At 75.1% G+C, this 17,985-nt stretch carries 19 protein-coding genes, 1 tRNA gene and 2 pseudogenes; 5 read left to right on the top strand and 17 right to left on the bottom strand.

Going from position 1 to position 17,985, the window contains the following annotated elements:
* Positions 1-133: 133 nt before the first annotated feature.
* The 7 genes from ACVV2G_RS07005 to ACVV2G_RS06975 form a co-directional block, all read right to left on the bottom strand.
* Positions 134-1,045 carry an RNA polymerase sigma factor SigF gene (locus tag ACVV2G_RS07005; protein ID WP_453841709.1) on the bottom strand — a complete coding sequence of 304 codons (912 nt, stop codon included), beginning with the start codon at positions 1,043-1,045 and terminating at the stop codon, positions 134-136.
* Between the two features lie 177 nt (positions 1,046-1,222).
* Positions 1,223-1,516 (bottom strand): Dabb family protein, encoded by a 294-nt coding sequence (locus ACVV2G_RS07000; protein ID WP_453841708.1) that lies wholly within the window; start codon positions 1,514-1,516, stop codon positions 1,223-1,225.
* Positions 1,516-1,692 (bottom strand): hypothetical protein, encoded by a 177-nt coding sequence (locus ACVV2G_RS06995; RefSeq protein ID WP_453841707.1) that lies wholly within the window; start codon positions 1,690-1,692, stop codon positions 1,516-1,518. Before ACVV2G_RS06995 ends, ACVV2G_RS07000 begins: the two co-directional genes overlap by 1 nt.
* A gap of 86 nt (positions 1,693-1,778) precedes the next feature.
* Positions 1,779-1,863 (bottom strand) — tRNA-Ser (locus ACVV2G_RS06990).
* Between the two features lie 55 nt (positions 1,864-1,918).
* The gene (gene tadA / locus ACVV2G_RS06985) at positions 1,919-2,350 is read right to left on the bottom strand and encodes a tRNA adenosine(34) deaminase TadA (protein ID WP_453841706.1); all 432 of its coding nucleotides are present in this window, start codon (positions 2,348-2,350) and stop codon (positions 1,919-1,921) included.
* A gap of 107 nt (positions 2,351-2,457) precedes the next feature.
* Positions 2,458-3,003, bottom strand: coding sequence for a tRNA adenosine deaminase-associated protein (locus ACVV2G_RS06980; protein WP_453841705.1), 546 nt, complete (start codon positions 3,001-3,003; stop codon positions 2,458-2,460).
* A gap of 312 nt (positions 3,004-3,315) precedes the next feature.
* Positions 3,316-3,546 carry a hypothetical protein gene (locus ACVV2G_RS06975; protein ID WP_453841704.1) on the bottom strand — a complete coding sequence of 77 codons (231 nt, stop codon included), beginning with the start codon at positions 3,544-3,546 and terminating at the stop codon, positions 3,316-3,318.
* Positions 3,547-3,686: 140 nt separating this feature from the next.
* Here ACVV2G_RS06975 and upp point away from each other — a divergent pair, with 140 nt between their 5' ends.
* Positions 3,687-4,322 carry a uracil phosphoribosyltransferase gene (gene upp, locus ACVV2G_RS06970; RefSeq protein ID WP_453841703.1) on the top strand — a complete coding sequence of 212 codons (636 nt, stop codon included), beginning with the start codon at positions 3,687-3,689 and terminating at the stop codon, positions 4,320-4,322.
* A gap of 55 nt (positions 4,323-4,377) precedes the next feature.
* On the opposite strand, the gene ACVV2G_RS06965 is transcribed toward upp, so the two are convergent.
* The 6 genes and pseudogenes from ACVV2G_RS06965 to ACVV2G_RS06940 all read right to left on the bottom strand — a co-directional run bounded on the left by ACVV2G_RS06965 (position 4,378) and on the right by ACVV2G_RS06940 (position 8,622).
* The gene (locus ACVV2G_RS06965) at positions 4,378-4,998 is read right to left on the bottom strand and encodes a LytR C-terminal domain-containing protein (protein WP_453842042.1); all 621 of its coding nucleotides are present in this window, start codon (positions 4,996-4,998) and stop codon (positions 4,378-4,380) included.
* Between the two features lie 144 nt (positions 4,999-5,142).
* Positions 5,143-5,439, bottom strand: coding sequence for a type II toxin-antitoxin system VapB family antitoxin (locus ACVV2G_RS06960; protein WP_003999914.1), 297 nt, complete (start codon positions 5,437-5,439; stop codon positions 5,143-5,145).
* 175 nt (positions 5,440-5,614) lie between these two features.
* Positions 5,615-5,752: a hypothetical protein gene (locus tag ACVV2G_RS06955; protein ID WP_453841702.1), complete on the bottom strand. Its 138-nt coding sequence runs from the start codon at positions 5,750-5,752 to the stop codon at positions 5,615-5,617.
* 679 nt (positions 5,753-6,431) lie between these two features.
* A pseudogene (locus ACVV2G_RS06950) lies at positions 6,432-7,108 on the bottom strand (HdeD family acid-resistance protein).
* A gap of 170 nt (positions 7,109-7,278) precedes the next feature.
* Entirely contained in the window at positions 7,279-7,869 is a 591-nt protein-coding gene (locus ACVV2G_RS06945) for an HhH-GPD-type base excision DNA repair protein (RefSeq protein ID WP_453841701.1), read from the bottom strand.
* 24 nt (positions 7,870-7,893) lie between these two features.
* A complete protein-coding gene (locus tag ACVV2G_RS06940) occupies positions 7,894-8,622 on the bottom strand; it encodes a siderophore-interacting protein (protein ID WP_453841700.1) in 729 nt (242 codons plus the stop codon).
* An 81-nt stretch (positions 8,623-8,703) separates the two neighbouring features.
* Here ACVV2G_RS06940 and ACVV2G_RS06935 point away from each other — a divergent pair, with 81 nt between their 5' ends.
* The 4 genes from ACVV2G_RS06935 (at position 8,704) to ACVV2G_RS06920 (ending at position 14,255) form a co-directional block, all read left to right on the top strand.
* A complete protein-coding gene (locus ACVV2G_RS06935; protein WP_453841699.1) occupies positions 8,704-10,797 on the top strand; it encodes a penicillin acylase family protein in 2,094 nt (697 codons plus the stop codon).
* Complete coding sequence (locus tag ACVV2G_RS06930) at positions 10,790-11,398, top strand: GNAT family N-acetyltransferase (protein ID WP_453841698.1); 609 nt, start codon at positions 10,790-10,792, stop codon at positions 11,396-11,398. Before ACVV2G_RS06935 ends, ACVV2G_RS06930 begins: the two co-directional genes overlap by 8 nt.
* Positions 11,395-11,889: a cupin domain-containing protein gene (locus ACVV2G_RS06925; protein WP_453841697.1), complete on the top strand. Its 495-nt coding sequence runs from the start codon at positions 11,395-11,397 to the stop codon at positions 11,887-11,889. Before ACVV2G_RS06930 ends, ACVV2G_RS06925 begins: the two co-directional genes overlap by 4 nt.
* Positions 11,890-12,257: 368 nt before the next feature.
* Complete coding sequence (locus ACVV2G_RS06920; protein ID WP_453842041.1) at positions 12,258-14,255, top strand: copper resistance CopC/CopD family protein; 1,998 nt, start codon at positions 12,258-12,260, stop codon at positions 14,253-14,255.
* Positions 14,256-14,309: 54 nt separating this feature from the next.
* Here the strand turns inward: ACVV2G_RS06920 and ACVV2G_RS06915 are convergent, their stop codons facing one another.
* The 4 genes and pseudogenes from ACVV2G_RS06915 to ACVV2G_RS06900 all read right to left on the bottom strand — a co-directional run.
* Positions 14,310-14,981, bottom strand: a complete 672-nt coding sequence (locus ACVV2G_RS06915) for a hypothetical protein (RefSeq protein ID WP_453841696.1) — start codon at positions 14,979-14,981, stop codon at positions 14,310-14,312.
* Positions 14,963-16,426: a hypothetical protein gene (locus tag ACVV2G_RS06910; RefSeq protein ID WP_453841695.1), complete on the bottom strand. Its 1,464-nt coding sequence runs from the start codon at positions 16,424-16,426 to the stop codon at positions 14,963-14,965. The genes ACVV2G_RS06915 and ACVV2G_RS06910 overlap by 19 nt, the downstream gene beginning before the upstream one ends.
* The gene (locus ACVV2G_RS06905; RefSeq protein ID WP_453842057.1) at positions 16,423-17,547 is read right to left on the bottom strand and encodes a hypothetical protein; all 1,125 of its coding nucleotides are present in this window, start codon (positions 17,545-17,547) and stop codon (positions 16,423-16,425) included. Before ACVV2G_RS06905 ends, ACVV2G_RS06910 begins: the two co-directional genes overlap by 4 nt.
* A 209-nt stretch (positions 17,548-17,756) precedes the next feature.
* Positions 17,757-17,909: pseudogene (locus tag ACVV2G_RS06900) on the bottom strand (Crp/Fnr family transcriptional regulator); the annotation flags it as partial.
* Positions 17,910-17,985: the final 76 nt, after the last annotated feature.

Below are 17,985 nucleotides of genomic sequence, written 5' to 3'. Positions count from 1 at the left end.
GAAAACCCCCTGGAAACAGGGGGTCTGACGGCCTTTCGGCTCGATTTCGCCCACAACGGCCCTGGTGAGCGATTCGCTCGCCCCGGTGACCTGTCGCTCGCGCCTTCGATTGTGCTTCGAGGTGCTTTCGAGGCTACGCGTCGATCCGGTTCGCGGACCGCAAACGCTGGAAACTGCGCGCCAGCAGCCGTGAGACGTGCATCTGGGAGACGCCGAGTTCCGCGCTGATCTGCGACTGGGTGAGGTTGCTGTAGTAGCGCAGCAGCAGGATGCGCTGCTCCCGTTCCGGGAGCTGGACGAGCAGGTGCCGGACCAGGTCGCGGTGCTCGACCCCGTCGAGGGCGGGGTCCTCGTAGCCGAGCCGGTCGAGCAGTCCGGGCAGGCCGTCGCCCTCCTGGGCGGCCTCCAGCGAGGTGGCGTGGTAGGACCGCCCCGCCTCGATGCAGGACAGCACCTCCTCCTCGGTGATGCGCAGCCGCTCGGCGATCTCGGCGGTCGTCGGGGAGCGCCCGAAGGCGGTCGTGAGGTCCTCGGTCGCGCTGTTGACCTGCACCCACAGCTCGTGCAGCCGGCGCGGTACGTGGACCGTGCGGACGTTGTCGCGGAAGTACCGCTTGATCTCGCCGACGACGGTCGGCATCGCGAACGTCGGGAACTGCACGCCCCGTTCGGGGTCGAAGCGGTCGATGGCGTTGATCAGGCCGATGGTGCCGACCTGGACGACGTCCTCCATCGGCTCGTTGCGCGAGCGGAAGCGCGCGGCGGCGTAACGCACCAGCGGGAGGTTGGCCTCGATGAGCGCCGCGCGCACCCGGTCGTGTTCCGCGGTGCCCGGAGTCAGGCCCTTCAGCTCGCCGAAGAGCACCTGGGTCAGGGCCCGGGTGTCGGCACCCCGGCTGCGCTGCGGCGAGGGTTCGGGCGCGGGCGCCGGCGCCGGGGCCCGTACGGGCGGCTCCTGGGCCTGTGCGGGCGGCGCGGGCGGTGCTTGAGGCGCAGTACTGGCCGGCACGGTCAACTCCACCTCGTGATCCGTCAACTCTTCCATCACTCATCCGTCAAAAGCGGTCATAGCATCACAAGACATGTGCACTGTGTGCAAGCACCTCATAACGTCGTGTTGAGTGAACGCGGGGGTGCCCGCCGGACCGCGGGCGACGGCGAACGCGAAGCGGCCCCGCACCCGACGGGTGCGGGGCCGCTTCGTACGGCCGTATCGGAGGTCCTAGAACTCGTAGTCGGCGATCACCCAGGTGGCGAACTCCCGCCACAGCGCGACGCCCGCCTGGTGCGCCGGGTGTTCGAGGTAGCGCTTGAGGGCGTCGGCGTCGTCCACGGCGGAGTTGATGGCGAAGTCGTAGGCGATGGGCCGGTCGCTGATGTTCCAGGCGCATTCCCACGAGCGCAGCTCCTCGATCCGGCCGCCGAGCGCCCGGAAGGCCTCGACGCCCCGCACGACGCGCGGGTCGTCGCGCTCCACGCCGTCGTCGAGCTTGAACAGCACCAGGTGGCGGATCATCACTTTCCTCCGTTGGCGGCCCAGGTCATGAAGTCGCCGACGGCTCCCGCCGCGTCGGATATGCCCTGGAAACCTATCTGGACGTAGTCGGCGGCCTTCGCCGGATCCGTGATGATCACATACAGCGCGAAGACCACGAGTGCGTAGACGGCGACCTTCTTCGCGTTCACCGCCACCGCGGCCTCCCCTGTCCCTCGACGACGCTTTTCGGTCGCTCATGATCGCACGAAGGGCCCCGTCTTTCGACGGGGCCCTTCAGGGGCGGTAGCGGAGGGATTTGAACCCTCGGTGACTTGCGCCACACTCGCTTTCGAGGCGAGCTCCTTCGGCCGCTCGGACACGCTACCGAGACAGACCTTACAGCACGGTGCGGCGTGCTTTGAAATCGGAATCCGGCGGGTGTCAGCGGTCCCGGAAGAAGTCCGTGAGCAGCCGGGCGCAGTCGTCCGCGAGGACCCCTTCGACCACCTCGGGGCGGTGGTTGAGCCGCCGGTCGCGCACCACGTCCCACAGGGAGCCGGCCGCGCCCGCCTTGTCGTCGCGGGCGCCGTAGACGACCCGGTCGACGCGGGACTGCACGAGGGCGCCCGCGCACATCGTGCACGGCTCCAGGGTGACGACGAGCGTGCAGCCGGCCAGTCGCCACTCGCCCGTCTCCGCGGCGGCCCGCCGGATCGCGAGGACCTCGGCGTGGGCCGTGGGGTCGCCGGTGGCCTCGCGTTCGTTGTGTCCGCTCGCCAGCACCGTCCGGCCGTCCGGTGCCAGCACGACGGCGCCCACCGGGACGTCCCCGCCCCGCGCCGCCCGCCCGGCCCCGGCCAGGGCGAGCCGCATCGCGGCCCGCCACCGGTCGCGTACGGGATCGGGCGGGGCGCGGTGGCCGGGGGGTGCCCCGTCCGGTGCCGGTGCCGGGTTCTCGGGTTGCTCCTCGGCCGGGGCGGTCAGCGGACGGTCTCCAGGACCTCGGAGGCGCCCAGGGCCTCGGCGATCTCGCCGACCGCGTCCCCGGACATCGCCCGCAGTTCCTTTTCGCTCACGCCGAGGTCGTCGAGGACCCCCGCGTCACCGACCGGACCGTGCGGCACGGCCTCCGCGGTGCCGGCGACCGCGTCACCGCCGTCGGCGGCGTCCTCCTCGTCGTCGGACTCACCGTCCTCGGTGCCGTCGAGGTCGAGGGCGTCGAGGTCGTCGCCCTCCTTGCCGGGCTCCCGGCCGAGCAGCTCGTCGGTGAGGAGGATCTCGCCGTAGCTGCTGCGGGCGGCCGCGGCGGCGTCCGAGACGTAGATACGGGGGTCCTCCTCGCCGTCCACCCGGACGACTCCGAACCACGCGTCCTCCTGCTCGATCAGCACGAGCACCGTGTCCTCGTCCGGACAGGCTTCCCTGGCCAGGTCGGCCAGATCCGACAGGGTCTCCACATCGTCGAGCTCCGTGTCGCTCGCTTCCCACCCGTCTTCGGTGCGCGCGAGCAGTGCGGCGAAGTACACCGTGACTCTCCCACTGGTCCTAGGCGTGCCGGTTGGGGGTCCCCCCGGCGGAGGCTGCGGGTGGGGGAGCGGTGCTCCGAGCCCCACCCACTCGGAATCGTGGCAGAAACAAGGCGCTCAGGGGGCGTCTTCGGCGCCCTGTGTCCGGCAGTTTCGACTGCCTCCCGGGAGTGCGTGCCCGGGTGGCCTCCCCTCAGCGCACTCGTCGCCGCCACGTGCGGATCGTACGCGGATTCCCGCCGTGTCCGCGTACGCCCGCCCCCGCGGCGTCGGCGCGGCGCGGCGGCGGTCCGCCCCGGCCGGGGCGGGGAGCTACCAGCGGAAGGTGCGCATGCGCATCGCGTGGCGCAGCCGGGCGGTCTTGGCGCGGCGCGGCTGCACGCGGTCCCGCAGCTCCCGGGCCTCCGCCAGGTCGCGCAGGAACTGGGCCCGCCGCCGACGGCGTTCGGCCTCCCGCTCCGGTTCCGTACTCCGCTCAGTCCCGCGCGTCGTCCCCGATTCCTCGCCGGGGGACGGCATGTTGTGGAAGTCCCGGTCAGGCACAGTCTCACCACCCAGCGTCCGTCCCTCCCACCTTCCCCCGCCCGGGCGGTTTGACGCCCGAACACGGGCGCGGCCGTGTCGCGGGGGCTAGTCCCGCCGCGGGGACGCCGGTCCCACGGGGCCCGGTTACTGTGGGGGACATGCGTCTCCACGTCGTCGACCACCCCCTGGTCGCCCACAAGCTCACCACGCTGCGCGACCAGCGCACCGACTCCGCGACCTTCCGCCGCCTCGCCGACGAGCTGGTCACCCTGCTCGCCTACGAGGCCACGCGCGACGTGCGCACCGAACAGGTCGACATCCACACGCCGGTCTCGCAGACCACCGGTGTCAAGCTCTCCCACCCGCGCCCGCTGGTGGTGCCGATCCTGCGGGCGGGCCTCGGCATGCTCGACGGCATGGTGCGGCTGCTGCCGACCGCCGAGGTGGGCTTCCTCGGCATGATCCGCAACGAGGAGACGCTGGAGGCCTCCACGTACGCCACCCGGATGCCGGAGGACCTCTCCGGGCGCCAGGTGTACGTGCTGGACCCGATGCTGGCCACGGGCGGCACCCTGGTCGCGTCGATCCGGGAGCTGATCAAGCGCGGCGCCGACGACGTGACGGCCGTGGTGCTGCTCGCCGCTCCGGAGGGCGTCGCACTCATGGAGCGCGAGCTGGCCGGCACCCCGGTGACGGTCGTGACGGCCTCGGTCGACGAGCGGCTCAACGAGCAGGGCTACATCGTGCCGGGCCTCGGCGACGCGGGGGACCGGATGTACGGGTCGGCCGAGTAGGTCCGTCCCGCCCCCCGGCCCCCCGCGGCTGCTCGGCTGCTCGGCGGCTCTTCTTTCAGCAGCTCTTCTTCTCCGCGGCGGGCGTCGGCCGCGGCGCCGCCAGCTCGGCGAGCGCCGCGTCGGCGTCCGCCCGCTTCGCCAGTTCCCTGAAGCCGTCGCCGATGATCAGGTCGACGGTGGTGTCCTTGCGGGCCGCGGCGGTACGGCGTTCGGCCGCCGGCAGCTGGGTACCGAGCACGGGCAGCGAGCCCTTGACGGCGGAGGCGGGGCCGACCAGCACTCCGGTGCCCTTGACCTTCTTGTCGTACTCCTCGGACGCGTTGCTCACCTCGCCGATCCGGAAGCCCCGCTTCTTCAGCTCGTCGGCGGTCTTCTGGGCGAGTCCGCCGCGGGTCGTGGCGTTGAGCACGTTGACGGTGATCCGGGCCGGCTTCGGCACGGCCACGGCGGCGGGCGGGGCGCTCGCCTTCGCGGCGGTCGTCCGGCAGGCCGCCCCGGCCCCGGCCGCGGAGGCCTTGCCGCCGCCGGTGAAGACGTCGATGAGCTGAAGCGTGCCCCAGCCGAGCAGCCCGAGCGCGGTGGCACAGGCGACGGCGGCGAACGCGAAGCGGCCGCGCCGTCGGGCCGGTCGCATCCGCGGGTACCTGTCCCCCGTGATCTTGTACTGGCCACCCATGCCAGGGGGAGTGAGCATGCTCATGGGCGCAGCGTAGTGCGCCCGGGCGACGATGCCTATTAGATGATCAGTCGACGTTCCACGGTTCGGCGCAATGCAACCCGAAAGGGTCAACCGGGGGCGTCGGCGGGCCGCCGGGGCCCGTCAGTCGAGTTCGAGGACCCGCGCGTGCAGCACCTGGCGCTGCTGGAGCGCCGCGCGCACCGCGCGGTGCAGGCCGTCCTCCAGGTACAGGTCGCCCTGCCACTTCACGACGTGCGCGAAGAGGTCGCCGTAGAAGGTGGAGTCCTCGGCGAGGAGTGTCTCCAGGTCGAGCTGGCCCTTGGTCGTCACGAGCTGATCGAGGCGGACCGGGCGCGGCGCGACGTCCGCCCACTGCCGGGTGCTCTCCCGGCCGTGGTCGGGGTACGGCCGGCCGTTTCCGATGCGCTTGAAGATCACACGGAAAGCCTACCGGCCAGGACGCGGCAGGCGCAGCCATGGGGCTGGAGTACGGCTCCGGAAAAGACGCCGCAAACGGGGCAAACGGGGGTGGCGGCCGGGGCGGGCGGCCGTCCCGGCGCGCCGTCGGCGGCGGGCCCGGCACCGGGACCGCCCCGCCGCGGGGGCCACCGCGTCAGCCGCGCCTCCCTTCTCGCGCGGGGGTCCGGGGTTCAGTCGGGGCCTGCGGCCTGCCGGCGTCGGGCGCGGGGGAGCGGCGGGCGGCCTCGGCGCGCAGGAGGGCGCGCAGGACGGCGTAGGGGTCGTTCAGCATGGGTGGGTTCCTCGTTTCCCGTTCCTGGTTCCGTGGCTCCGTGGTGCGGCGCTCCGCGGGGGGCGCGGAGGTCCGGCGGACCGGCGCGGAGGGCCGGTCCGGTCCCGTCAGCAGCGCAGGACCACGGAACGCGGGCCGCGCACGGTGGGCGGCGGTCCGGCCGGGACGGGGAACGCGAGCGCGCGGTCGGTGCGCACGCGGAGGCGGGCCGTCGGGGCCGGGCGGGCGGCGACGGCGCGGCGCGCGCCGCGGGACGGTGTGCGCAGGGCGGTGTCGAGGTGGTCGTACTCACCGGTCGTGCCGTTGCCCGCGGCCCCCCCCGCCCGCGCCGGCCGCCGGGGCGAGCGGTGCCGCCTGCGCCGTCGCGTGCGTGCAGGGCACGACCAGGGCGAGCAGCAGGACCAGGGTCCGCAGCCAGGCGACGCGGCGCGAGGAGCGTGTGGACCGTCCGGCGTGTGTGGACCGTCCGGTGTGTGTGGATTGGCTGGTGTGTGTGGGCCGTCCGGTGTGTGTGGACCGTCCGGCGTGTGTCGTCCGTCCGGCGTGTGCGGCGCGGACGGTGGTGGCGGCGTGCGGTGCGGGGCTCACGGCAGGTCGCGCCTCCGCCGGGCGCACGCCGTCCGCCGCGCCGGCCCGGGGGCCGCCCGCTCGGCGTGCGGCCGGTCGTGGCCGGTGGTCCTCACGGCGTGTGCGGGGCTTGGTGGGCGCGCCCGCGCAGGCGTACGGACGTGATGATTTCGACGACCCCGACGGCCACGAGCCACCAGCCGCCGACCAGCATGAGGACGGCGGCCGACTCGACCGGTGCGTCGATCAGGACGACGCCGGCGACCACGGTGACCGCGCCGAGGAAGGCGTGCCAGCCGCGCGCGGGCATCGCCGGGTCGTGGACCGCGGCCACGACCTGCGTGACGCCCCGGAAGAGCCAGCCGATGCCGATCCACAGCGCGAGGAGCAGCACCGACTGCAGCGGGCCGCGGAAGCAGAACAGGCCCAGCAGGATCGACACGGCGCCGCTGACGAAGGCGAGGACGCGCAGTGAGGTCGTCCGGTGGGTGCCGAAGGCGGCGGCCAGCTGGAGGACGCCGCTGACGACGAGGTAGAGGCCGAAGAGCACGCCGGCGGCGAGCAGCGAGGCGCCCGGCCAGGCCAGGACCAGCACGCCCAGGACCAGTGAGGCGGCACCGGTGAGCAGTACGGTCCGCCAGGCGGTGCGGGACAGCAGGTGCAGGGGTCCCTCGAAGGCCGGTTCGGGCTCGTGCGGCGCGGGGCCCGGGGCGGGTGCCCCGAGCCGGGCGTGGACCCTGCGGTCGTCGTACGGCTGCCCTCCGGGGAACCGCTCGGTGGCTCGGTCATGCTCCATGCTGGGAGCGCGCCGACCGGACCCGCCACCCGGGCCGGTCCACCGGGCTGACACCGGGGCGGGGCGCGAAGGGCCGGGGGTCTCGGCGGGCGCGGCGCGAGAGGTGCGAACGCGTTGCGCACCCCCGCCGAAGCCGGGCGGGCCGCCGTCGCGGGTGCCCCGGTTACGTGCCGGAGGCCTTCGCCTTGGCCGCCGCCTTCATCTCCTGCTTGTGGGCGCGCACCTTGGTCAGGGACTCCGGCCCGGTGATGTCGGCGACGGACCGGAAGGAGCCGGGTTCGCCGTAGGCGCCCGCGGCCTCGCGCCACCCCTCGGGCCGGACGCCGAGCTGCTTGCCGAGCAGGGCGAGGAAGATCTGGGCCTTCTGCTCGCCGAAGCCCGGCAGGTCCCGGAGCCGCCTCAGCAGTTCCCCGCCGTCGTCCACGCCCCGCCAGACGGCCTCGGCGTCACCGTCGTAGGTCTCGACGAGGTACCGGCACAGCTGCTGGACGCGGCCCGCCATCGACCCCGGGTAGCGGTGCACCGCCGGTTTCTCGGAGAGCAGGGCGGCGAAGGCCTCCGGGTCGTGGGCCGCGATGTCGTGCGCGTCCAGGTCCTCCGCGCCCATGCGCCGGGCGATGGCCGACGGGCCCTTGAACGCCCACTCCATGGGAACCTGCTGGTCGAGCAGCATGCCGACCAGCGCGGCGAGCGGACTGCGGCCGAGGAGCTCGTCCGCCTCGGGGTCCTGGGCGAGGTGCAGTGTGACGTCCATGCCCCGATGATCGCGCGTGCGGGCTCAGGTCGCGCGCCAGTACCCCAGCGCGTTCACCCGCTGCCTGGGCACTCCCAGTTCCTTGCGCGCGTACGAGGTCAGCGTCCGCGTCGTCACCGTGTCGCAGGCGATCCAGACGTACGGCTCCGGGGTGGCCCGCAGCAGCCCCGGCAGAGCCTCCTTCACCTCCGCGACCAGGTGGGCGCCCGCCTCGCGGCGCGGGACCGTGCGGACCTCGTGCAGGGCCGGGGCGGTGCGGAAGGGCAGGCCGTCGTCCGCCCCGCCGCCCTCGAACCAGATCGTGGCGGGGACCGGCCCCAGGGCGTCGAGGAGGGAGTTGAGGGCGGGCAGGGACGCCGGGTCGGCGACCGCGAAGAGGCGCGAGGGGACGGGTTCGGGCACCTCGAAGCCGGTGCCCTGGACCGTCGCCTCGACGGTGTCGCCCGGCTTGGCCGCCCTGGCCCAGTCGCTGGCGCACCCCTCGTGCAGGGCGAACTCCATGCCGAAGGTGCCGGCCCGCGGGTCCGGGTCGACCAGGGTGTAGGCCCGCTGGTGCGGCTTGCCCGCGTTGTCGAACCACAGCCGCACCCACATCGTGGGGTGGACGCCGGTCGCCGCCAGCATGCCGCCGTCGGTCAGCCGCAGCCGGCGGAAGTCCGGCGTCACGTCCTCGACGTCCGTCACGGTGAACTCGAAGTCCTTGCCCCGCATCAGCTTGAGGACCGCGCCCTCCCAGCCCCGCCCCTGCCCCATCGTTTCTTCACCCTTCACGTACTATTCGGCCACGACCAAAACTTAGGTGAGCCTAACCTAAAGGAAAGTAGAGGCACAGGGGTGAGCGCCGAGACCTACCGCGACGCCTGGGGAATCCCGCACCTGCGCGCGGACAGCGCGGAGGAACTCGCCCGCGCCCAGGGCCGGGTGACCGCCCGCGACCGGGCGTGGCAGCTGGAGGTCGAGCGGCACCGCGCCCAGGGGACCTCCGCGTCCTTCCTCGGGCCCGAGGCCCTGTCCTGGGACCGCCTCGCCCGGCGGGCCCGGCTCGCCGACACCGCCCGCCGCTGCTTCGCCGCCCTGGAGCAGGGCGACCCGGAGACGGCCGCCTGGGTGCGGGCCTACGTCGACGGGGTGAACGAGGGACTGGACGGGGTGAACGAGGCACTGGCCGAAAACGAACCCGCGCCCGAGTTCGCGCGCGCCGGCCTCGCCCCCGGCCGCTGGGAGCCCTGGACGCCGCTCGGCGTCTGGCTCGCCACGCACATCCTCTTCGCCGGCTTCCCGGCCAAGCTCTGGCGCGAGCACATCACCGCGCACCTCGGCCCGGAGGCCGTCGCGCTCTTCGCCACCGACGGACCCGGCACCGCCGGCAGCAACGGCTGGCTGGTGAGCGGCGAGCGGACCACCACCGGGCAGGCGGTCATCGCGGGCGACCCGCACCGCTGGATCGAGGACCCCGGCGTCTACCAGCAGATCCACCTGTCCTGCCCGGAGTTCGACGTCGTCGGCCTCGCCGTGCCCGGCGTCCCCGGCATCGCCCACTTCGGCCACACCGGCACGGTCGCCTGGGCCATCACCAACGCCATGGCCGACTACCAGGACCTCTACCGGGAGCGGCTGCGCCGCACCGGCGCGGGCGTCGAGGCGCTCGGCCCCGACGGCACCTGGCGCCGCGCCGCCCGGCACACGGAGCTGGTCCGGGTCGCGGGGGAGGGCAGCGTCGAGGTCGAGGTCATCGAGACCGACCGGGGGCCGGTGATCGCCGGCGGCCCCGAGGGCCTCGACGACGGCACCCCGGTCGCCCTCAGCCTGCGCCACCCGCCCCGCGTCACCGCCGACCTCGGCTTCGGCGCCCTGCTGCCGCTGCTGCGGGCCCGCCGGGTCGCCGACGTGGACCGCGCCCTGGACGCGTGGGCCGAGCCGGTCAACGTCGTGCAGGCCGCCGACACCGAGGGCGGACTGCTGCACCGGGTCGCGGGGCGGGTGCCGGTACGGGCCGAGGCCAACCGCCTGCGCCCGGTGCCCGCCTGGGAGCCCGGCCACGACTGGGACGGCTGGCACACCCCGCCCCGCGCCGGACTCACCGACGGCGTCGCCGTGATGGCCAACCAGCGCGGTCCGGCCGCCCCGCTCGGCGTCGAGTTCGCCCCACCGCACCGCGCCGACCGCATCGCCACCCTGCTCGCCGGGAAGGACCGCTGGTCGGCCGCCGACATGCCCGCGATCCACACCGACACCCACCTCGGCTCGGCCGGCCCCCTCCTGGATCACCTGGCCGCCCTGGACGACCTGTCCCCCGAGGCCGGCGCCCTGCGCGGACGTCTCCTCGCCTGGGACCGGCGCATGGACGCCGGCAGCACCGACGCGGCGGCCTACGCGGCCGTGCGCTCGGCGGTCGTACGGCGGCTGGCGGCGCACCCGGCCCTCGCCCCCGCCGCCGTGCCGCCCGCCCACCCCGAGGTGTTCGGGCCGTGGCTCGCGCTGCTGCCGCGCGTCGGCCACGCCCTCGAACACCTGCTGCGCGCCGACGGCCTGTACGGCATCGACCGCGCCGAGGCGGTCCGCGCCGCCCTGGAGGAGGTGGCCGCGCGACCGCCCGCCGGCACCTGGGGCGACACCCACCGCCTCGCACCGTGGCGGGCGCTGCCGGACACCTCCCCGGACGGGGAACCGGGCCTGTCCGGCGACCACGACTGCGTGCTGTGCACCTCCGCCGTGCCGGGCCTCACCGACCGGGCCGCGCGCGGCCCCGCCGCCCGGTACGTCTGGGACCTGGCCGACCGGCAGGACAGCCGCTGGGTGGTGCCCCACGGCGCCGTCGGCGTCCCCGGCTCGCCCCACCACCGCGACCAGCAGCGCCTCTGGCTCGACGGCGGACTCGTCCCGGTGGTCACCGACTTCGACCGGCTCACGAAGGAGACCGATGTCTGACCCGTACGCCTCCCGCACCGCCGTCCACGAGCAGACGCTCGGCGGCTTCGGCACCGTGCGCGTCCTCCCCGTCGACGCCGCCGCTGACGCCGCCGTGATCCACCGCTGGGTGAGCGAGGAGCGGGCCGCCTTCTGGGGCATGAACGGCCTCACGCGCGACCGGGTCGCGGACCTCTACGCCCACCTGGACACGCTCGACACCCACCACGCCTTCCTGGTGGTCAAGGACGGCGAGCCGGTCGCGCTGCTGCAGACCTACGAGCCCGGGGCCGACCGGGTGGGCGAGTGCTACGACGTCGAGCCCGGCGACATCGGCCTCCACCTGCTGCTCGCGCCCGCCGGGGCCGAGGGCGCGCGGCCCGGCTGGACCGCCGCGCTGGCGTCGGCCCTCACGGCGTACGTCCTGCTGGGCCTGGACCGCACGCGGATCGTGGTCGACCCGGACGTGGGCAACGACAAGGCGATCGCCCGCTTCCTCAGGCAGGGCTTCACCGCGGGACCGGCGGTCGTCCTGCCCGAGATCGACCTGCCGGACGTGTACCTGCCGGAGAAGAAGGCGCAGCTCGCCTTCCTCCGCCGGGAGGTAGCCTTCCCGGCGTGACGCCGCCCCCGCCGACCGCCGAGGACCTGATCGCGCACTACGGGCTGGAGCCCATCCCCCGGGAGGGCGGCCTGTTCCGGCGTACCTGGGCCGGGCCCGAACGCCCGGACGGACGCCCGGCGGGTTCGGCCATCGTGGCCCTGCTGACCGGCCGCCCGGACGACTTCTCCGCGCTGCACCGTCTGCCCGCCGACGAGGTCTGGCACTTCTACCTCGGCGATCCGCTGGAGCTGCTGCTCCTCGACCCGCACGGCGGCGCGCGTACGGCCGTACTGGGACCGGACGTCCTGGGCGGGCAGCACGTGCAGTTCACCGTCCCCGCCGGGACCTGGATGGGCGGCCGGGTGGCGGCGGGCGGCGCGTGGTCGCTGTTCGGCTGCACGATGGCGCCCGGGTTCACCCACGGGGACTACGAGCACGGCGACGCGGCCGGCCTCACCGCGCGCTATCCGGCCGAGGCCGCGCGGATCGGGCGTCTGTGCCGGGCGTGAACCTCCCCGGCGGGCGGGCCACCCCGGACGCGGGCCCGGCTCCGGGCGCGGGCGCGGTCCCGGTCTCGTTCCCGGTCCCGGCCTTGGTCCCGGTCCCGGTCGCGGGCGGCGGCTCGGCCGGGCGTCGCGCCGCGGCCGGCCGGGGGGCCCGGCGGGCCGGCCGAGGGGGCTCGGCGGGGCCGGCGGCGGGGTGACGGCACGCCCGTCGTGGTGAACCGGCCGCGCATCCGGTGAGCGCGGTGCCCGCCGCGTCCGTACGTAGCGCCGAGGCAGTGGGTCCCCGACGACGGAGATGCGACGTGAGGCGTGGTGGCGGTGGGCGCGCCGGAGCCCGGATGCGAGTGGACCTGCGGCGGGTCCGGACCCGGGTGCTGCTGGGCGCCGTGCTGGTCCTGCTCGTCCTCGGCGGTGCGGGTCCGGCGTCCGCCCACGCCGCCCTCCGCTCCACCGACCCCGGGGACGGCACCGTCCTCCCACGGGCACCCCGCCACGTCACCCTGACCTTCACCGAGTCCGTCGGCCTGCGCGACGACTCCTTCCGCGTCCTGGACCCCGGCGGCCACCGGGTGCGCACGGCGGAGGCCGGGCGGGCGGACGGCCGTGCCGACACGGCCCGCGTCGCACTGCCGGGCGAACTCGGCGAGGGCACGTACACCGTGGCCTGGCGGGTGGTGTCGGCGGACAGCCACCCCGTCTCCGGCGCCTTCACCTTCTCGGTCGGCGAGCCCTCCGCGACGACGGCGCCGGTGGACACCGGCCCCACCGAGGACCCGCTGACCGCCGCCCTCCACAAGGCCGCCCGGTACCTCTCCTACCTGGCCGCCGCCCTGCTCATCGGCACGGCCGCCTTCGTCGCCCTGTGCCGCCCGCCGGACCCCGCCCCGCTGCGCCGGCCGCTGCGGGCGGGCTGGTGGACGCTGCTGGGGGCGACCGCAGCCCTGCTGGTGCTGCGGGCTCCGTACGAGGCGGGGGCGGGACCGTCGGCGGCCCTCGACGCCGGCGCGCTCGGCGCCACCCTGACGACCCGGCCCGGTGTGCTGCTGCTGGTCAGGCTGGCGCTGCTGGTGCCGGTCGGGCTGTTCCTCGCCCGCGTGGCCCGCGGGGGCCGTCACCGGGAGCGCGCTCCCCTCGCCGCCGCGGCGGGCACCGCGCTGGCGGTCGGCCTCGCCCTGACCTGGGCCGGCGCCGAACACGCCGCCGCCGGGCTCCAGGTGCCGGCGGCGGTGGCGTCGTCCGTGCTGCATCTGCTGGCGACCGCGGTGTGGCTCGGCGGCCTGGTGGCCCTGCTGGTGACCCTGCGCGCCCGGCCGGACGGCGCCACGGTCGCCCGCTTCTCCCGGGTCGCCGCCACCTCCGTGACCGTCCTGGCCGTCACCGGCGTCTACCAGTCCTGGCGCGGCCTCGGTTCCTGGGCGGCGCTCACCGGGACGGCGTACGGCAGGCTGCTGCTCGCCAAACTGGCCCTGGTGGCCGTGCTGCTGGCCGCGGCGGCGGTCTCCCGGCGGTGGACCTCCGCACTGGTGCCGGCGGAGACGGAGGCGGCGGAGACAGAGGTGGCGGAGGTGGCGGAGGTGGCGGAGACGGGGACGGTGAGGGCTGGGGAGACGGGGGCGGCGAAGACGGAGGTGGCGGGGGCCGCGGTGACGGGGGCGGCTGGGGGCGTGAGCGAGCGGAGGCGCGAGCGCGGGCGCCTGCGTGAGCGGACGCCGGTTCCGGTGCGGGTGCCGGTTCCGGCGGCGGTGGGCGGCTCACCGTCCCGGGTGCCGGAGACGCCGGGGCCGGAGCCCAAACCGACACCGACACCGGAGCCGACACCGACACCGGAGCCGGAGCCGGAGCCGAGGCCGGAACCGGCGCCGGAGTCGCCCGCCGCCCGGGACGCCCACCGCCGGGGGCTGCGCCGGTCCGTGCTGGCCGAGGCCGCCGTCGCGGGCGTCGTCCTGGCGGTCACGACCGTGCTCACCGGCACCCTGCCGGGCCGGGCGGCGGACGAGGCGGCCCGGACCGCACCCGCGGGCGGGGTGCTGCCCGCGTCCGTCACCACGATCCCCTTCGCCCTCGGTTCCTCCGGCCGGGGCACCGTCCAGATCACCCTGGACCCCGGCCGCACCGGCGACAACGCGGTGCAGGCCGTCGTCTTCGGCCCCGACGGCAGCCTGGCCGCCGTACCCGAACTGCGTCTGTCCTTCACGCTGCCCGAGCGCGGGGTGGGCCCGGTCCACGCGGAGCTCGTCGACCGGGGCGGCTACTGGAGCGCCAACTCCCTCACCCTGCCCCTCCCCGGCACCTGGACGATGCGGACGACGGTCCGGGTGTCGGAAATCGACCAGGTGAGCGAGTCGAGGCGGATACGGATCGAGAGGTAGGAGGCAGGAGGCAGGGGAGAGGGGGCAGGGGGCAGGGGCAGGAGGAGTACGGCGTCAGACGACGAGCACCACGATGCCGACGAGTACGGCGACCAGCCCTCCGAGGACCCCCAGCAGGCAACCGGGATTGTTGTTCAGCAACTCGGTGAGCCGGGCCGTGAGGTCGGGCCGCTCGGGGCCGGCCTCCGGGGCCGGCCGCGGGGACGGCGCCGCGGCCCCCGCCGCGACCGGAGGGACGACCGCCGAGGGGCCGGTGGTGCGTTGCAGCGCGTCGCTCACGATCTGCTGCCACAACGCGGGCGGGAGATCGGGCACCTGGCCGCCCGCCGGAGCGACGATGGCCTTGTGGAGCCAGTTGCCGGCGGTGACGCTGGGGTCCCGGAGCATGCGGTGCAGCAGCTCCCGCAGGTCGGACAGGTAGCGCTTGTCGTGCGCGAGCGGGACGACGGCCCAGGTGAAGAGTGCGGCCGCGCGGTCCGCCATGACCGCCCTCGACACGTTCGCCTCGGGCTGTCCGTACGGGGTGAAGTACAGGTTCTTCCGGAGCACGTGGTCGCACAGGGCGTGCCGGGTCGCCTCCTGGCGCGTCCGGAGGCGGTGGGGGTCGCCCAGTTCGTCGAGCAGGAGGTCCACGGAGTCCTGGGGCAGGTCGTCGGAGCGCAGTTCCCGCACCAGTGGCTCGTCGGGCAGCGCGCGCAGCCGTGTCCTCACGACCTCGCGCCGCACGGGGTCCCTGCGCTGGGCGTCCCGCAGCTCCTGGCGCAGGGCGTACGTCTCGAGGTCCTGAGCGTGATCCGGCGCTCGGTGTCCGGTTCGTCCGGCCTGGTGCGGGCCGTGGGCGGGGTCGAAGTCGTGGGCGGGGTCGTGGGCGGGGTCGTGGGCCGGTGGTTCCGCCGGCGGGGCCGCGTCCGGCGGTGGTGCCGGGGACGGGTGCGGAGGGGGGTCCGGGAGCGGGCGGGCGGACCGGGGGCCGGAGTACGGACCGGGAGGGAGCGTCTCCCGTTCCGAGTCCTGGTCCTGGTCCCTTTCCGGGACCGCGGGTGCCGGGGCCGGCATCCGGGTCTGGAAGTGGAGTGGGCCGCCGGAGCCGCGGCGTGCGGCTGGGACTGGGCCGGGGCTGAGGCCTGGGCCGGGGCCTGGGCTGAGGCCTGGGCCGGGGCCTGGGACCGAGCGGGGACCACGGCGTGCGGGAGGAGCCGGTCGGTGCCGAGGATGTCCCGGAGCCGTTCGCGCCGCCGCGTCCAGTCCAGGGCCGCTCCGTCCGGGAACGCCCGGACCAGGTGCGGCACCCCGGCAGGCGCCTCCGGGTGCGCGAGGAGGTGGTCGACCAGCAGGTCGGCCGCCCGGTGCTCGAAGCGGGGACCGGACACGGGAAGGCCGCTCACCCGGGCCAGCGGGCCGGCCCCGCCGGTGTCCGACTCCCAGCGCGGGACGCACATCAGCCGCAGCGGGTGGGTGTCCACCACGTCGTAGGTCGCGAACGTCCACTCCCGTCCCAGCCACGCCCCGAAGAGCAGGAACAGCCCCAGGTAGACCAGCGCGGCCTCGTCGCCGTCGGGACGGCCGGGCCGGTGCTCCCCGGGCTCCGCCAGCAGCGACACCCGCTGCGCCGGGTCGCGCAGCCACTCCGCGGCGACCACGGTCAGCGTCTCCCTGACCGTCGGCAACCGCTCCAGCATCTGCGGCAGCCGGGCGCGGGCCAGCCGGTCGAGATGCGCGCAGTCGACCGGGCGCTGCCGTCCGGACACCGTCTCGGCGGCCTCCTGCCGGGTGCCCCAGTCGCCGTAGGCGAGGGCGAGGCACTGACGGGTCTTCAGGGTTCCCGGGTCGCCGACCAGGACATGGCTGACCGTGCTGGGCCGTCCGCCCGGGTCGGTGGTGGGCCAGCGCCGGACCAGCATGACGTCCCCGTCGCGGGACAGGGTGCGCACGGTGCTCGGCCGTGAGGCGGCGGCGCCGGACACCCACAGCAGCGGGCCCAGCTCCCGGCCCAGTTCCCCGGCCCGCTCGGCCGTGCAGGAACGGGCGACGGCGTTCATGCCGGTGCCCTGGCGGCCGTGGTTGCCTTCCCACCGGAAGACGACCTGGTGCACCGAGCCGGCGCCGCCGTCCGGTCCGTGCGGGGCCGCCGCTTCCCCGCGGCCCGGGAACCCGCTCTGCGCCTCGCTCATGTCCGCTCTCCTCCTCGGGCGTCCTCCACCGGCACCGTCTCGAACGCCGGCGCCGCACCCAGGGCGAACGTCTCGGCGCCGCCGGGTACCTCGATGAGCCCGTGCATCGCGAACAGCGACAGCAGGGGCTCCAGCACCCGCCGGGGGCCGGCCCCGGCCGGGTAGCGTCCGCCGTCCTCCTGGCCGCCGGTGGCGGAGGCGACGTGCAGGGTGCAGCGGCGGATCGCGTCGAAGGGACGCAACCACGCCTGGCCGGCGTGCCGGTGCAGCAACCGGTGGACGTCCCGGCTCTCCTCCCGGATCAGCGCGGGGTCCAGCGAGGTGGCCGGCGGCCGGTCCAGCCACCGGTCGACGGGCGGCTCGAACCTGAGCAGGTCCGCCTTGCCGAGCACCACCGCCGCCGCCACGTCCAGGTACGGGCCGGTCTTCGGCAACCGGTCCAGGACGGTGCCGAAGGCGAGGTCGCCGTCCCGGTTCACCTCCACCATCAGGCGTTCCCTGAGGTGGTCCAGGTGGGGCAGGGGAAAGGCCATGACCGGGTCGACGACGAAGACCAGGGCGTCGATGCCGAGCAGGAACCGCAGCGCCGCGTCGGTCCGTACGAGGTCCTCACCGCCCAGGTCGAAGAAGGCGACCGGACGTACCCGCCCGTGGGGGTCGGTGATCAGCAGGGACTCCACGAAGCGGGCGAAGCCGTCCAGGCCGACCGTGCCGGTGTGGTCCAGGACCCTCCCGTTGCGCAGCGGCTGCACCCGCTCCCGTACGAAACGGGCGTGCTGCTCGGGGCTGACGGACTGCCACTTGAGCCCGAACGGCTCCAGACCGCCGTCGGTGACGGCCGCGATCATCTGGGTCAGCAGATGGCTCTTGCCGGTGGCGGACTGGCCGACCATCGCGACGGTCAGCGGACGCCCGTAGGTGAGGTACGGCACCGGGATGTAGTGCTCGGGGAAGTCCGGGTCGGCCGTGCACTTCTGGACGGCGCCGCGCATGACGTCCTGCCGGCGCAGGGCGTTGCCGATGCCCGCCGGGTCCAGGGGCCGGTACTGCATCCTGCTGTCGGTGACGAACAGCGCCGAGAGGTCGAGCCGGATGGTTTCCAGGCAGTACGGGCAGAGCACCCCGCCGTCGTCCTCCCCGGCCGCCGCCCCCGTCCCGGACGCCGAGGGGGCGGCGGGCGCCGCGCGCTTGAGCCGCAGCGCCTGCTCGAAACCGTCGTCCGGTCGGGAGGGCGGCTCGGCGGCGGAGGTGGCGGCGGCGACCCGGCGGGCGTGGCGCTGCGGGGGTGGCGGTCCAGCGCGGCCATCTCGCCGAGCAGCTCACCGGGGCCGCGCAGACCGAGTATCAGCCGGGTGGCACCCCGGTCCGTCGCGACGGAGACGGTCACCCATCCCCGGAGGACTATCAGGACGTGACTGGACCGGTCGCCCTCGGTCAGGAGGTGGGTGTCGGCCTGGTAGCGCTTCCGGTTCCCGAGGGCCATCACGCCCTCGTGCTCCTGGACGGTCAGTGCCTGCGCGAAAGCGAGTTCGTCGCCGAGCAGTCCCATGGCTACGCCC

It is taken from the genome of Streptomyces sp. JK94, from assembly GCF_053613315.1.
This window is presented reverse-complemented; position numbering and strand designations above follow the sequence as displayed.